The sequence below is a fragment of the Brucella tritici genome (genome assembly GCF_902825325.1).
Taxonomy (GTDB): Bacteria; Pseudomonadota; Alphaproteobacteria; order Rhizobiales; family Rhizobiaceae; genus Brucella.
Window position 1 is genome coordinate 205856 of the sequence record NZ_CADEAR010000005.1, and the last position, 13967, is coordinate 219822.

The window sequence follows — 13967 nt, forward strand, 5'->3', positions numbered from 1 at the left end:
TTTAAAATCGCGAACTGCGGTTAGTGTGGTCACGACTCCGAAGAGTTTCATCCACTCTGACGAAAAATAAGTGCAAAAAGCCGTTCTGGGCGGGCATTCGGCACAATGTGTCGAGAGGTTCGCCAAAATAGATAGACAGAGCCTTTCTCGTGGTTTGGTTTGAATCAGCGAAATACTCTGGACCGAGGTGATTGAGTGAATTCAGAGGCGCCATCCGGAACATCCCCTGCAGACGAGCAGCCCAAGGGCGCGACGCAGGAAACGAACGCGACGTCGAAGCCGTTCGTGCCGAAATCCGCGTCTGAAGCTTTGCGTCCTGAGCCGGGAACGCCGCCACCGCGCAAACGTTCGCGCCATGCGCGCAGCCAGATTGTCGTCTTCATGAATTTCATGCTGTCGCTGGTCGTGCTTGTTCTGCTCGGCGCGTCCGCCCTGTTTTATTTCGGCAAGATGCAGTTTGACGGGCAAGGTCCGCTCACGGCTGAAACAACGTTTCTCGTCAAGCGCGGCGCTGGTATTGCCGAAGTTTCCAATAGTCTGGAAAACCGTGAGATCGTCAGTGATGCGCGTATTTTCCGCTACGGTATGCGGACGCTCGGTCATGAAAATGATCTGAAGGCTGGCGAATACGCCATTCCGGCGGGCGCTTCGATGCGTGATGTGATGAATATCCTCATCAGTGGCAAATCCATCATGTATCCGCTGACCATTCCGGAAGGTCTGACGGTCAAGCAGATTTTCGACCGTATCTCGGCCGATCCGACGCTGGTTGGCGACATGCCGAAGGACATGCCGCCCGAAGGCTCGCTCTTCACTGATACGCTGAATTTCACGCGTGGCACGACCCGTTCGGAAATCATCGATCGTATGGTTGCGTCCCAGAAAAAGCTCGTGGATGAGGCCTGGGCAAAGCGTAACTCCGACCTGCCGGTCAAGGACAAGAACGAATTCGTGACGCTGGCTTCGATCGTGGAAAAGGAAACCGGCATCGCATCGGAACGTCCTCATGTTGCCTCGGTCTTCGTCAATCGTTTGAAGAAGGGCATGCGCATCCAGTCTGATCCGACCATTATTTATGGCCTGTTCGGCGGGGCTGGCAAACCTTCTGACCGACCGATCTTCAAGTCGGATATCGAAAAGCCGACCCCTTACAATACCTATGTGATCAATGGCCTTCCGCCGACGCCGATTGCCAATCCGGGCAAGGCTGCGCTGGAAGCCGTCGCTAATCCTCTGGATACGGAAGACCTTTACTTCGTAGCCGATGGCACGGGCGGTCACGTGTTCTCGAAGACGCTGCAGGAGCACAACGCCAATGTCCGCAAGTGGCGCTCTGTGGAACAGCAGAAGAATATCGAACAGCAGAACAACAGTGGCAGCAATACAGACCAGAGTTCGGGTCAGAGTGCAGGCCAATAGCGCTTCGCTATGACCTTGAGTGAATGTGAGGATGTGTAACCGAAGCCGGTGTTTACCACCGGCTTCGGCTTGATTTTTAGAGTAAGTCCGCACTGTCGCGGGCGTGAGTTGAGGGGACGGAACGCATGGCACTCCAAAGCATGACCGGATTTGCACGCCATGCCGTGCAACATGCCATGGAAGGCGGAGAAGCGCGCATCGTCTGGGAAGTGCGTTCCGTCAATGGCAAGGGGCTCGACCTACGGCTGCGTCTGCCGCAAGGACTGGAAGCTGCCGAACATCCCGTACGCTCCATGCTGGCGCGTCATTTCTCGCGCGGTAATTTTCAAGCCAGCCTCAGCGTCGAGCGGAGCGAGGTGCAGGCCGGTTTCAGTATCAATCAGGCTATGCTCGCGGAGGTTCTGAGGCTTGGTGCGGATTTGCAGGCGAAGCACGGACTGGCCCCCGCCAGCGTAGACGGCATTCTTTCATTGCGTGGTATCATCGATCCGGCGCAGATGGCTGATGACGAAGACGAACGCGGTGAACTGGAAGCTGCCATCGTTTCCGGCTTTGAGGGGACACTCAAGGCAATTGCCGATGCGCGCATGCAGGAGGGAAAAGCTCTCTTCACCATTCTTTCCGCTCATGTTGACAGTATAGAGTGCCTGACCGCGAATGCACGTCGCGACCCATCACGTGGCACGGACGCGATCAAAACCCGCCTCGCCGGACAGGTGGCGCTGCTGATGGATGCCGCCCGCGAACTTGATGAAGCGCGACTCTATCAGGAGGCGGCGTTTCTTGCGACCAAGGCCGACATTCAGGAAGAGCTTGACCGGCTGGAGACCCATGTGACTTCCGCCCGCAAGCTTCTGGAGGGCGGTGGTTCCGTCGGGCGCAAGCTCGATTTTCTTTCACAGGAATTTAATCGTGAAGCTAATACACTGTGTTCTAAATCGAATGCAGCGTCGATCACAGCCATCGGTTTGGAACTGAAGGCAGTCGTGGATCAGTTTCGCGAACAAGTACAAAATCTGGAGTAACAGGTATCATGGCCATCTCTTCGGTTGAAAATGGCGTCGCACGTAGAGGCTTAATGGTAGTGATCTCGTCGCCATCCGGCGCCGGTAAGTCCACTATTGCCCGGCTGTTGCTGGAAGACAAGAAGATGAACCTCTCGCTGTCGATCAGTGTGACGACGCGTCAGCGCCGCCCGAGCGAGATCGAAGGCGTCCATTATCATTTCAAGACGATCCGTGAATTTGAACGCCTGCGTGACAATGACGAGCTGATTGAATGGGCTGAGGTCCACGGCAATTTTTATGGCACACTGCGCGAAACGGCTGAAATCGCGCTGGCTGACGGTCAGGACATGCTCTTTGACATAGACTGGCAGGGCGCAGACCAATTGCAAGCGAAGATGCCAGCTGATGTGGTTTCGATTTTTATCCTGCCACCAACGATGCGCGAACTGCAACTGCGCCTGAACCGTCGTGCGGAAGATACAGCAGACGTCATTGAGACCCGCCTGCAGAATGCCCGCTTTGAAATCCAGAAATGGGTGAAGTACGATTATATTGTCATCAATGAAGATCTTGATCGCTCCTTTGCCGCGATCAAATCGATCATCGAGGCTGAACGTCTTCGCCGTGATCGTCGCCCGGGCCTGTTCGATTTTGTAACAGGTTTGCTGGAAGAAGATCCGGCAATATAAATTCTGGAAAGTTGCCTTAACCGTGTCGTTTGCAAGTGCAAAAAGCAAGCATTGGTCGATCGTGGAACTGCTTCACGAGACGGTAAAGAACCCGAATATTCATGTGCGTGGCAAGCATAGCTATTACAGCAATGCCTGGACGGGTTCGTTTGAAGAGAGCGTGGTTCGTTATCTTTATGGCGACGAATACAGTCTGAAGGCCTGGGAATCCCAATGGTCTGTCGATCAGCTCTATATTGGCGACTACGTTTGTATAGGCGCAGAGGCGGTCATTCTGATGGGTGGGAACCACACGCATCGCACGGACTGGTTCAGCCTCTATCCTTTTCCAGATGTCATTCTCGATGCCTACAAGGGAAAGGGTGACACCATTATCGGGGATGGGGCATGGCTTGGAATGCGCTCCATGATTATGCCCGGGGTCACTATTGGGGAAGGCGCAATTATTGCGTCAGGTGCCATCGTCACCAAAGACGTTGCAGCTTACACTATCGTGGCTGGCAATCCTGCAGCCCCAATTCGCTCCCGTTTTCCGGCAGCTACGGTCGATACGCTTTTGAGGCTCGGAATTTACAAGTGGGAAGACAAGAAATTTGATGCGATGACAGCGTATCTTTGCGCGGATGATATCGATGCGCTTGTGAAAGCTTCCGCTGATTACGATAAGAACACCGGAACGGCAGAGTAAATCCGTTCACTCCAGCTTGATTGCCACACGATCCGTGTCGGCAACCAATTGCCGAAAGGCATCGAGAAACGGCTTCCCGCCACGTGTTGTCAGCTTGCCTAGAGATTCGGTATTCCTGAACACCAGTTCGCATTCACCAGGCCAGCCCGGACCTTGCCATTGCACAGCGTCCCAGAATGAGTCGAGTGTATAGCCGAAGGACTCCGGGTCTTGGGCGGGAACGGCCGAAAGATAGCGCTGCCAGAGCTCATCGGGATTTTCAACACCAGCACAGTCGATTTCGTAGGTGGGCAGCATGTCAGCCTAACAGGATCAGCAGGCCGTCCACCATGCCGAGGACAAGAATGAGTGCGCCCATCGTAATGGCTGTCACGACCAGCATACGCTTCTGCCGGTCGCGCTTCTCCGTTTGCTTGCCCGTCCAGTCGTAAGGCGATTCAGGCATTCCTCTCTCCAGATCGGCCTGGCATCGAATATCGCTGTGCAGGCCATAGTCCGTAACCTGCACTTTACTCCCTGTGTCTGCAAGTTAGATGACGCTGATAAGCGGAATAGCTCTTATACAGCCGTGCCGCCTACCGTTACCTGATCCATGCGCAGATGTGGCTGGCCGACGCCGACGGGAACCCACTGGCCACCCTTGCCGCAATTGCCGCTGCCGGTATCAAGCTTCATGTCGTTGCCGATCATCGAAATCCGCTGCATGGCATCCGGACCGTTGCCGATCAGCATTGCGCCTTTAATGGGCGCGCCGACCTTACCGTCCTCGATCATGTAGGCTTCCGTACAGCCGAACACGAACTTGCCGGATGTGATATCCACCTGACCACCGCCAAATGAAACGGCATAGATACCCTTCTTCATGGAGGCGATGATTTCCTCCGGCGTCTTGTCGCCGGAAAGCATGTAGGTGTTCGTCATGCGCGGCATGGGCGCGTGAGCATAGGATTCTCGGCGTCCATTGCCGGTCGCTTCCATGCCCATCAGGCGCGCATTCTGGCGATCCTGCATATAATTGACGAGTTTGCCGTCTTCGATCAGCACGGTGCGATTGGTCGGCGTGCCTTCATCGTCAATTGTGAGAGAACCGCGTCGCTCCGCGATAGTGCCGTCATCGACGACTGTCACACCCTTGGAAGCAACTTTCTGCCCAAGCAGACCCGCAAAGGCCGATGTTTTTTTGCGATTGAAGTCGCCTTCCAGCCCGTGCCCTACAGCTTCATGTAGCATGACGCCCGGCCAGCCATTGGCGAGAACGATATCGAATGTACCTGCCGGGGCAGGGATAGCTTCAAGATTGACGAGCGCCTGACGCAATGCCTCATCTGCTGCGTGCTGCCAGCTTTCGGCGGTGATGAATTCGCCGAACCCCTTGCGTCCGCCAACAGTATGCGAACCCGATTCCTGGCGGTCGCCATCGCCAGCCACGACAGAAACGCTCAGGCGTACCATGGGCCGTATATCGCGCACGAAATTACCGTCGGCACGCAGAATTTCGACCTGCTGCCACGAGCCTGCGAGTGAAACGGAAACCTGACGTACTTTCGGGTTCTTGGCGCGCAGATAGGCATCAACCTGCTGCAAAAGCTGCACTTTCGCGTCGAATGACGGTGAACCGATGGGGTTCTCATCCGTGTAAAGGTGTCGGTTGGTGCCGGCAGGCACCGCCGCGTAGTTTCCACCATAGCCCTTTAAGGTTGCGGAAACAGCGTCAGATGCGCGTTTCAACGCAGCAAGCGAAAGATCGCCAGCATGAGCATAACCGATGGCTTCGCCTGCGACCGAGCGCAGGCCAAAGCCTTGGTCCTGATTGAATGAGCCGGTCTTGAGGCGGCCGTTGTCGAAAACAAGCGCTTCCGCTTCGCGATATTCCACGAAGAGCTCGCCATCGTCGCTGCCTTTCAGGCTTTGGGCGACAAGGCGTTCGATATCGTCGCGGCTAGCGTCGAAACTGTCGATCAGGCTTTTCATAAAAATACATCCTGCAGCATGTGTTTGCTGCAGGATGTAAGCCTTAAACCGGTTAAGAACAACCACGCGATGAAGAACTGTTGAGATTCTGGTGATGGCACGGCGAAAACTGTGGGCCGCGAGAATCGAAGCGGAGTGTACTTTAAGGATACATGAGCACTGGAAGCGCAGCGGGATGCGGTTTGCAGCCCGCCAGCGCCGGAATATCGATAGTTCTTAGGGGAGGGCGTCGAAGCCTTCACCAAACCCCTTCAGATCAACCGGGATGCCTACGCCTTCTTCCGGTGTCTGGAAGACGATGAAGGTAGCTGCCTTGCCGGAACGCAATGTCTTGAGGAGATCATCCTCAAGGATCACCTCGGCGTAGCAGCCGTCTTCGAAGCAGCGGACGAAATAGGCGCGACCGATATCCTTGCCGTCGACATTGAGGCCAAGTCCGTTAGGCAGCAAAACGCCGAGCGGGGCCAACACGCGGAGAATGCGGGCTTTGTTGTCTGCCGTTTTGAGAACGACAACTGAAAGGCCCAGTTCAGGGCGCTTTGCTGCGACCACGTTCTGGATCAGCGCACACTGTTCCGTTTTGGCGCCAGCGGGCGTATCACAGAGAACTGACCACGCACCGTGCTGCGACTTGAGTTTGCCGCTCTGCTGAGGGCTGGGCGGAGCTGCCTGCGACTGGGCCGCGGGAGCTTCTTGCGGGGTTTGTAACTGTGCCGGTGTGTCCTGAGCAACCGAAGGAAGCGTTGCAACGGCAAGCGTCAAGCTGACGCCTGTTGCTAGAGTTGCGAGGCGCTGGCTGATCGTGCGGCGGGCAAGCATGCGAAAAGTCATGAAATCTCCAGATCGAATCACCGGGACGTTAACGCGCTGCATTGGCCATGAAAAGCGCCGTGATTGGCGTTTAACGGTCTTGGCCATCATAGCAACGGTGATACCGTCTGTTGCATCGATTGTCACGCGGCACGTTAAAAGAAACGTCTTGTCAAATCATGGCTTCATTATGGGTTTCGTGCGGTTTTCCCAAGTTTTCACGGTGAGAACCAGCGGCCCTCGCACATTGAATCAACGCAGACGTCTATCCTCCACTATGCGGGCTGCGCGCAAAAATGCCGCACAGGAACATATTCGCCTTCCTTGCGGTGTGCGCTAAGGTGTGGTTTGAACGCCGACGGGGGATGCGGCCGTCTTTAGCGTCCGGCGTCCAGCTCGAAAGGGCGAAAAGGGAGAGAGTTCTGGTGGATAAGATTGTTGCCACAACGAAGGGCGCCTTCGGCGGTGCTCTTGCAGTGCTGTGGACGACTGGTGCCGCTTTTGCGGATCAGCCCCGTCCCTGGGAATGGAGATTTCAGGACGCAGCGACTGGAATTGCCGAGCAGATTCATTGGTTTGAGCGTTATACGCTCTGGTTCATCATTCCAATTACCTTGCTGGTTCTGTTTTTGTTGCTCTGGGTCGTGTTTCGCTTTCGCGCGAGTGCAAACCCGGAACCATCCAAAACCAGCCATAATACCGCTATTGAAGTGATCTGGACCATCGGGCCTGTGATCATTCTTCTGTTCCTGGCGGTGCCGTCTTTCCAGCTTCTGACGGCGCAATATTCGCCTGAGGATCCGACGCTGACGGTCAAGGCAACGGGCTACCAGTGGTACTGGGGTTACGAATATCAGATCGATAATCCGGTCAGCTTTGATGCCCTTCTGCTGAAGGACAGTGATCGCGCTGCTGCCGGAAAAGAGGACCGTGCGCGTTATCCGCGTCTTCTCGCCGTCGACAATGAAGTCGTGGTTCCGGTTGGTGAAACGGTCCGCCTCCTCGTCACCGCTGCCGATGTGATCCATTCGTGGACGATCCCGGCTTTCGGCGTGAAGATGGATGCCGTTCCGGGTCGCATCAACGAAGCCTGGTTCAAGGCGGACAAGGAAGGCCTTTATTACGGTCAGTGCTCTGAGCTTTGCGGCAAGGATCATGGCTTCATGCCGATCGCCGTGCGCGTTGTCTCGAAGGAGCAGTATCAGACCTGGATCGCCGCTGCGGGATCGGATCTGAACGGCGCGAACAAAGCACTTCAGGCCGCTGTTGAAAGTGGCGCAAACGATAAGGTGGCTGCGGCGGGTCTCTGATCCCAAACGCCAAGACTGTTGAAAAACGGGAGCGAATTCCATGGCTGGCACAGCAGCTCACGAGCATGGTGCCCACGACGACCACAAGCCGCACGGCTGGGTTCGTTGGGTATACTCGACCAATCATAAAGACATCGGTACCCTGTACCTGATTTTTGCAATCATCGCCGGTATCATCGGCGGCGCACTGTCCATCGCGATGCGCGCCGAACTCCAGGAGCCGGGCATTCAGATTTTCCATGGGCTGGCGTCCATGGTCTACGGTGTTGAGGGCGATGCTGCGCTTGATGCCGGCAAGCAGATGTTCAATGTGTTCACCTCCGCGCACGCTCTGGTCATGATCTTTTTCATGGTCATGCCGGCGCTGATCGGTGGCTTTGCCAACTGGATGGTGCCGCTGATGATCGGCGCGCCGGACATGGCTTTCCCGCGCATGAACAATATTTCGTTCTGGCTTCTGCCGCCTGCACTGTTGCTGCTGATGATCTCGCTGTTCATGCCTTCGGCGCCCGGTGGCTGGGGGCCTGGCGGCGGTTGGACGCTGTATCCGCCTCTGTCGACCTCAGGTCAGCCCGGACCAGCTGTGGACTTTGCCATTCTGGCAATCCACATTTCGGGTGCGTCGTCGATCCTCGGCGCGATCAATTTCATTACGACGATCCTGAACATGCGCGCGCCGGGCATGACGCTGCACAAGATGCCGCTCTTTGCCTGGGCTGTGCTGGTGACAGCGTTCTTGCTTCTGCTTTCGCTGCCGGTTCTGGCAGGCGGCATCACCATGCTGCTGACCGATCGTAACTTCGGAACGACTTTCTTCACCCCGGATGGCGGTGGTGATCCGATCCTTTACCAGCATCTTTTCTGGTTCTTCGGGCACCCGGAAGTGTACATTCTGATCCTGCCGGGCTTCGGCATTGTCAGCCACATCGTATCGACCTTCTCGCGCAAGCCGATCTTTGGTTACCTCGGCATGGCTTACGCTATGGTCGCGATTGGTGTCGTCGGCTTCGTCGTCTGGGCTCACCACATGTATACGGTCGGCCTGTCGCTCGATACGCAGCGTTACTTCGTGTTCGCGACGATGGTCATCGCGGTTCCCACAGGGATCAAGATCTTCTCGTGGATCGCGACGATGTGGGGTGGTTCGATCACCTTCCGCGCACCGATGTTGTGGGCAATCGGCTTCATCTTCCTGTTTACGGTTGGTGGCGTGACGGGCGTGCAGCTTGCCAATGCCGGTCTCGACCGTGCACTGCACGACACCTACTACGTTGTGGCGCACTTCCATTACGTTCTGTCGCTGGGGGCGGTGTTTGCGATCTTCGCGGGCTGGTACTATTGGTTCCCGAAGATGAGCGGCTACATGTACAATGAGTTCACGGCGAAGCTGCACTTCTGGGTAACCTTCGTTGGCGTGAACCTGGTTTTCTTCCCGCAGCACTTCCTTGGTCTTGCTGGCATGCCGCGCCGTTACATCGACTATCCGGATGCCTATGCAGGCTGGAACATGGTGTCGTCCTACGGCTCCTACATTTCGGGCTTTGCTGTCTTGATCTTCCTCTACAATGTCTTCGAGGCATTCGCGAAGAAGCGTGAAGCCGGTGCAAACCCGTGGGGTGAAGGCGCAACCACGCTGGAATGGCAGCTCTCATCGCCGCCGCCGTTCCACCAGTGGGAACAGCTGCCACGCATCAAGTAATTGTGCGATGGGCGGAGTCCGGAAAAGACTTCGCCCTTCTTTACAAAATGTGCTATGGCGGGCGGCATTCTGTTCCGCCCGTCGCCGGTAGACGAAAAGTCGGCCATCAAGCGCGGCATTTCCGGCGGGAACAGAACGGTTTCCGGGAGGACGTTGTTGTGATTGTGCCGATCCGCGCTGTAGGGGCGTGGTGTTCGGACCGATGAACTTGAGGTTTTTGAAGTTAAAATGTCTCTGGTGGAAAAAAACGCAGGTACCGATGATGCGCTCGTTCTCTCTGAAGCGACCGCGCGGGATTACCTTGTTCTTTTGAAACCCCGCGTGATGTCCCTTGTGGTCTTCACCGGGCTGGTCGGTCTCGTGGTCGCGCCGGGACATATGAATCCTGTACTCGCTGCTATCAGCATCCTGTGCATCGCGGTAGGTGCGGGTGCGTCCGGCGCGCTGAACATGTGGTACGACGCCGATATTGATGCCGTTATGAAGCGCACGCGAAACCGGCCTATCCCGGCTGGCGTCATTGCACCCAATCAGGTTCTGGCTTTCGGTTTGACACTGTCGGCCTTCTCGGTTGTTACACTTGGTCTGATGGTTAACTGGCTGGCGGCAGCGCTACTTGCCTTTACGATTTTCTTCTACGCTGTCGTCTATACGATGTGGCTGAAGCGTTCGACGCCGCAGAATATCGTTATCGGCGGCGCGGCTGGTGCATTCCCTCCGATGATCGGTTGGGCAGCAGCGACCGGCGAAATCACATGGGATAGCGTCGTCCTGTTCATGATTATCTTCCTGTGGACGCCGCCGCATTTCTGGGCATTGTCGCTCTTTTCAGCCAATGATTATGAAGCGGCGCGCATTCCGATGATGCCGAACGTCAAGGGTGAACTTTCGACCCGGCGTCAGGCGTTGTTCTATGCGATCCTCATGGCACCGGTCGGTGTTCTGCCTTGGGTGCTCGGCTTCGCGGGCCCTGTCTATGGCGCGGTTTCGACGCTGCTCGGACTGACTTTCGTTTATTACGCATGGCGAATGTGGGCTGCCGGATCGCAGCCTGCAATGCTGGCTGCTGCCCGCAAGCTGTTTCGCTTCTCGCTGCTCTACCTGTCGGGTCTGTTTGCAGTACTGCTTGTCGAGGCACTGGTAATGAAGGCGTTTGCCGCCTTTGGAGTGTTCTAATGGATAAAACCGTACAGAAGCCAGTGGAAAGCGAGCTGGAACTGATCGTTCCGACGGAACGGCAAAAGCGGGCGCAGCGCAATCGTTCCTGGGGACTGGCGATAGCGCTGGCTCTGTTCGTGCTGCTCGTCTACGTCGGCACGATTGCCAAGCTGGGCGCTAACATTCTGGTACGGCCGCTCTAAATTTTATCTGGGAGGAAAGAATGGCGGATCAGCAGGAAAAGACTCAAAAGCTGAAAAAGCAACAACGTTCCAACGCAACGATTGCTTTCGCTTGCTTGTCTTTCTTCGTCTGCATGATCGGTGCGGCCTATGCCTCTGTGCCGCTATACCGTATTTTCTGTCAGGTAACAGGCTATGGCGGCACGACACAGCGTGTCGAACAATATTCCGATACGATTCTCGACAAGACGATCAAGGTGCGTTTCGACGCGAATACGGCCAACGGGCTACCATGGGATTTCAAGCCCGTGCAGCGTGAGGTCACGGTTCGTATCGGCGAAACGACGATGATTAAATATGAAGCACGCAACCTATTCGATCAGCCGACCTATGGCCGCGCAAGCTTCAACGTCGCGCCGGGCCGGGCTGGGGCTTATTTTAACAAGGTTGAATGCTTCTGCTTCACCGATACGACCTTGAAACCAGGCGAGGACATGGAAATGCCGGTGGTGTTCTTTGTCGATCCGGAGATCGTCAACGATCCAGATCTGAAGGACGTCAAGACGATCACGCTGTCCTACACGTTCTTTCCGATTGAGAAGCCGAAGCCTGTTGCAAATGCCAAGGCGGAGACATCGACAAACGGAAGCTGATGCCTAACGGCGCATAATGCCGCAAAGACAAAACAATGAGGCGGTTTTATTCTGATAAGAAATACCGCTTGTTACAGACAGACTTGCTAGAAACCGTATTAGCGGTTTAAGCAGGAAGGTACGAGAGAGGAGCCCCTAAGGGGATTTACGGGGAGAGACATGGCCGACGTTCATCAGAAAAATCACGACTATCATATCATCGCGCCCAGTCCTTGGCCGTTTCTGAGCTCGGTGGGTGCATTCGTGCTTGCCGTTGGTGGTATTGCCTGGATGCGTTACATCAATGCCGGTGAGCTGCCGTTCTTCGGTCTCAACGTTGTGACGCCCTGGATTTTCTTCATCGGCCTCGCGATCGTGCTCTACTGCATGTATGGCTGGTGGTCAGATACGATCAAGGAAGGGCATGAGGGTCACCATACCCGCGTCGTGTCGCTGCATCTGCGCTACGGCATGATCATGTTCATCGCCTCGGAAGTCATGTTCTTCGTGGCTTGGTTCTGGGCGTTTTTTGACGCAAGCCTTTTCCCGAATGAAGTGCATCAGGTAGCGCGCGCCACATTCACGGGCGGTGTCTGGCCTCCAAAGGGCATTGAGGTGCTCGATCCTCTGCACCTGCCGCTCTACAATACCGTGATCCTGCTTCTGTCGGGCACGACGCTGACCTGGGCGCACCATGCGCTGTTGCACAATGATCGCAAGGGCATGATCACCGGTCTGGCGATCACCGTCGCTCTCGGCGTCCTGTTCTCCTTCGTGCAGGCCTATGAGTACATTCACGCACCGTTTGCCTTCAAGGACTCGATCTACGGCGCAACCTTCTTCATGGCGACTGGTTTCCACGGTTTCCACGTCATCATCGGCACGATCTTCCTGCTGGTCTGCCTTATCCGCGCCATCGGCGGTGACTTCACGCCAAAGCAGCATTTCGGTTTCGAAGCCGCTGCCTGGTATTGGCACTTCGTTGACGTGGTTTGGCTGTTCCTCTTCTTCGCCATCTATGTATGGGGTGGTTGGGGCGCACCGATGCACGGTGGCTGATAGCTAGCAGTCACAAGTTTCGAGGCGGCCCTGGCAACATGGCCGCCTTTTGTTTGTGAAGAGATGATGAAAAGGGACGTGCAATGCCGGATCATAATATTTACCCTCCCGTCGATCCAATAAAGAGCGGTATTGCTGGACATTGCCCGCGTTGCGGTGAGGGTAAGCTGTTCGACGGTTTCCTGAAAGTCGCTCCGCGCTGCAAAGCCTGCGGACTGGATTATTCTTTTGCCGATTCCGGCGATGGTCCCGCGGCGTTCGTCATTTTGATTATCGGTTTCATTGTTGTCGGTCTTGCGCTCTGGATGGAAGTGAATTTCGGGCCCCCGCTCTGGGTGCATTTCATTCTTTGGGTGCCGCTAGCGATCATTCTCAGTCTTGTGGCCATGCGATGGGCCAAGGGTATCCTTATCAACATGCAATATCGTCATAAGGCCGCGCAGGGGCGTCTGGACAATCGACAGGATGACGGCCAATGACGGCAGCACAGCAGTCGCGTCGTTTTCCCTGGGGTGTGTTGATCGCTTCTGCCATAGCGCTCGTCATTCTGCTGGCGCTCGGCACCTGGCAGGTGGAACGCCTGCAATGGAAGGAAGCGCTGATCGCATCGACCGAACAGCGCATTCACGAGCCGCCGCTGCCGCTTTCCGAAATGGAGAAAATCTACAAGGAGGAGGGGTCGGTCGAATATCGTCCGGTGACAGTGTCGGGCACTTTTATGCATCAGGGCGAACGGCATTTTCTGGCCACCTATGAGGGAGCAGCCGGATATAATGTCTATACCCCATTGATGCTTGAGGACGGGCGTTTCGTGCTGGTTAATCGCGGCTTCGTTCCTTACGAGAAGAAGGACCCGTCAACGCGCGCCGAAGGGCAGATAGACGGTCCGGTGAGCGTGACTGGGCTGGCGCGCGATCCCTTGTCGGCGAAGCCGGGTTTCTTCCTTCCCGAGAATGATGTTGCCAAGAACATCTTCTACTGGAAGGACTGGACGGCGATGGCGGAAAGCGCCGATCTGCCAAATCTGGATGAGCTCGTGCCGTTCTTCATTGATTCCGACAACAAGCCCAATCCGGGCGGTTTACCTATCGGTGGTGTGACGATTATCGATTTTCCCAACAACCATCTGCAATACGCGGCGACATGGTATGGCCTCGCTCTGGCCCTGATAGGGGTTGTCGGGACGTGGTTGTGGCGCTATCGAAAGGGGTGAGGGCTTGACAACGGTCTCGTTGCAGCCCAACTCCGAGATTAAAGCATGTCTTCCAAAACTGGGCCTCGGTTTTGGGAAAAAAGACATGCGTGAGAACAAAAACTGAAAGCGCAAAGCGCTTGAGTTTAAA

Annotated in this window: 16 protein-coding genes; 12 read left to right on the plus strand and 4 right to left on the minus strand. The window is 55.8% G+C overall.

Features of this window, described 5'->3' with window-relative positions; translation table 11 throughout:
- Positions 1-195 precede the first annotated feature (195 nt).
- The 4 genes from mltG to HWX93_RS09370 all read left to right on the plus strand — a co-directional run bounded on the left by mltG (position 196) and on the right by HWX93_RS09370 (position 3803).
- Entirely contained in the window at positions 196-1419 is a 1224-nt protein-coding gene (gene mltG / locus HWX93_RS09355) for an endolytic transglycosylase MltG (RefSeq protein ID WP_176037214.1), read from the plus strand.
- 125 nt (positions 1420-1544) lie between these two features.
- A complete protein-coding gene (locus HWX93_RS09360) occupies positions 1545-2444 on the plus strand; it encodes a YicC/YloC family endoribonuclease (protein WP_176037215.1) in 900 nt (299 codons plus the stop codon).
- An 8-nt stretch (positions 2445-2452) separates the two neighbouring features.
- Entirely contained in the window at positions 2453-3115 is a 663-nt protein-coding gene (gene gmk, locus HWX93_RS09365) for a guanylate kinase (RefSeq protein WP_109986170.1), read from the plus strand.
- A gap of 22 nt (positions 3116-3137) precedes the next feature.
- Positions 3138-3803: a CatB-related O-acetyltransferase gene (locus tag HWX93_RS09370; protein ID WP_176037216.1), complete on the plus strand. Its 666-nt coding sequence runs from the start codon at positions 3138-3140 to the stop codon at positions 3801-3803.
- A 6-nt stretch (positions 3804-3809) separates the two neighbouring features.
- Here the strand turns inward: HWX93_RS09370 and HWX93_RS09375 are convergent, their stop codons facing one another.
- From HWX93_RS09375 to HWX93_RS09390, 4 genes are all read right to left on the minus strand, one after another.
- Positions 3810-4100 carry a hypothetical protein gene (locus tag HWX93_RS09375; RefSeq protein WP_151677180.1) on the minus strand — a complete coding sequence of 97 codons (291 nt, stop codon included), beginning with the start codon at positions 4098-4100 and terminating at the stop codon, positions 3810-3812.
- A gap of 1 nt (position 4101) precedes the next feature.
- Entirely contained in the window at positions 4102-4248 is a 147-nt protein-coding gene (locus HWX93_RS09380) for a hypothetical protein (RefSeq protein ID WP_167522167.1), read from the minus strand.
- Between the two features lie 113 nt (positions 4249-4361).
- Entirely contained in the window at positions 4362-5774 is a 1413-nt protein-coding gene (tldD, locus tag HWX93_RS09385; RefSeq protein ID WP_176037217.1) for a metalloprotease TldD, read from the minus strand.
- A 216-nt stretch (positions 5775-5990) separates the two neighbouring features.
- Positions 5991-6605, minus strand: coding sequence for an invasion associated locus B family protein (locus tag HWX93_RS09390; protein ID WP_109986174.1), 615 nt, complete (start codon positions 6603-6605; stop codon positions 5991-5993).
- 404 nt (positions 6606-7009) lie between these two features.
- Here HWX93_RS09390 and coxB point away from each other — a divergent pair, with 404 nt between their 5' ends.
- The 8 genes from coxB to HWX93_RS09430 all read left to right on the plus strand — a co-directional run bounded on the left by coxB (position 7010) and on the right by HWX93_RS09430 (position 13837).
- Positions 7010-7894: a cytochrome c oxidase subunit II gene (gene coxB, locus HWX93_RS09395; protein WP_151677182.1), complete on the plus strand. Its 885-nt coding sequence runs from the start codon at positions 7010-7012 to the stop codon at positions 7892-7894.
- A gap of 40 nt (positions 7895-7934) precedes the next feature.
- Positions 7935-9593: a cytochrome c oxidase subunit I gene (gene ctaD / locus HWX93_RS09400; protein ID WP_061345151.1), complete on the plus strand. Its 1659-nt coding sequence runs from the start codon at positions 7935-7937 to the stop codon at positions 9591-9593.
- 228 nt (positions 9594-9821) lie between these two features.
- Positions 9822-10769: a heme o synthase gene (locus HWX93_RS09405; RefSeq protein WP_109986177.1), complete on the plus strand. Its 948-nt coding sequence runs from the start codon at positions 9822-9824 to the stop codon at positions 10767-10769.
- Positions 10769-10954 (plus strand): hypothetical protein, encoded by a 186-nt coding sequence (locus tag HWX93_RS09410; RefSeq protein WP_109986178.1) that lies wholly within the window; start codon positions 10769-10771, stop codon positions 10952-10954. Before HWX93_RS09405 ends, HWX93_RS09410 begins: the two co-directional genes overlap by 1 nt.
- A gap of 20 nt (positions 10955-10974) precedes the next feature.
- Positions 10975-11586 carry a cytochrome c oxidase assembly protein gene (locus HWX93_RS09415; RefSeq protein WP_109986179.1) on the plus strand — a complete coding sequence of 204 codons (612 nt, stop codon included), beginning with the start codon at positions 10975-10977 and terminating at the stop codon, positions 11584-11586.
- A gap of 159 nt (positions 11587-11745) precedes the next feature.
- Complete coding sequence (locus HWX93_RS09420; RefSeq protein ID WP_109986180.1) at positions 11746-12624, plus strand: cytochrome c oxidase subunit 3; 879 nt, start codon at positions 11746-11748, stop codon at positions 12622-12624.
- An 83-nt stretch (positions 12625-12707) separates the two neighbouring features.
- Entirely contained in the window at positions 12708-13103 is a 396-nt protein-coding gene (locus HWX93_RS09425) for a DUF983 domain-containing protein (protein ID WP_061345156.1), read from the plus strand.
- Positions 13100-13837: an SURF1 family protein gene (locus HWX93_RS09430; RefSeq protein ID WP_176037218.1), complete on the plus strand. Its 738-nt coding sequence runs from the start codon at positions 13100-13102 to the stop codon at positions 13835-13837. The genes HWX93_RS09425 and HWX93_RS09430 overlap by 4 nt, the downstream gene beginning before the upstream one ends.
- The last annotated feature ends 130 nt before the right edge of the window (positions 13838-13967 follow it).

Bases quoted from the DNA above. Each gene is read 5' to 3' on its own strand.
- HWX93_RS09360 (WP_176037215.1), top strand. From the start codon at position 1,545: ATGGCACTCCAAAGCATGACCGGATTTGCACGCCATGCCGTGCAACAT.
- gmk (WP_109986170.1), top strand. From the start codon at position 2,453: ATGGCCATCTCTTCGGTTGAAAATGGCGTCGCACGTAGAGGCTTAATG.
- HWX93_RS09375 (WP_151677180.1), bottom strand. From the start codon at position 4,100: ATGCTGCCCACCTACGAAATCGACTGTGCTGGTGTTGAAAATCCCGAT.
- HWX93_RS09380 (WP_167522167.1), bottom strand. From the start codon at position 4,248: ATGCCTGAATCGCCTTACGACTGGACGGGCAAGCAAACGGAGAAGCGC.
- tldD (WP_176037217.1), bottom strand. From the start codon at position 5,774: ATGAAAAGCCTGATCGACAGTTTCGACGCTAGCCGCGACGATATCGAA.
- HWX93_RS09390 (WP_109986174.1), bottom strand. From the start codon at position 6,605: ATGACTTTTCGCATGCTTGCCCGCCGCACGATCAGCCAGCGCCTCGCA.
- ctaD (WP_061345151.1), top strand. From the start codon at position 7,935: ATGGCTGGCACAGCAGCTCACGAGCATGGTGCCCACGACGACCACAAG.
- HWX93_RS09405 (WP_109986177.1), top strand. From the start codon at position 9,822: ATGTCTCTGGTGGAAAAAAACGCAGGTACCGATGATGCGCTCGTTCTC.
- HWX93_RS09410 (WP_109986178.1), top strand. From the start codon at position 10,769: ATGGATAAAACCGTACAGAAGCCAGTGGAAAGCGAGCTGGAACTGATC.
- HWX93_RS09415 (WP_109986179.1), top strand. From the start codon at position 10,975: ATGGCGGATCAGCAGGAAAAGACTCAAAAGCTGAAAAAGCAACAACGT.
- HWX93_RS09420 (WP_109986180.1), top strand. From the start codon at position 11,746: ATGGCCGACGTTCATCAGAAAAATCACGACTATCATATCATCGCGCCC.
- HWX93_RS09425 (WP_061345156.1), top strand. From the start codon at position 12,708: ATGCCGGATCATAATATTTACCCTCCCGTCGATCCAATAAAGAGCGGT.
- HWX93_RS09430 (WP_176037218.1), top strand. From the start codon at position 13,100: ATGACGGCAGCACAGCAGTCGCGTCGTTTTCCCTGGGGTGTGTTGATC.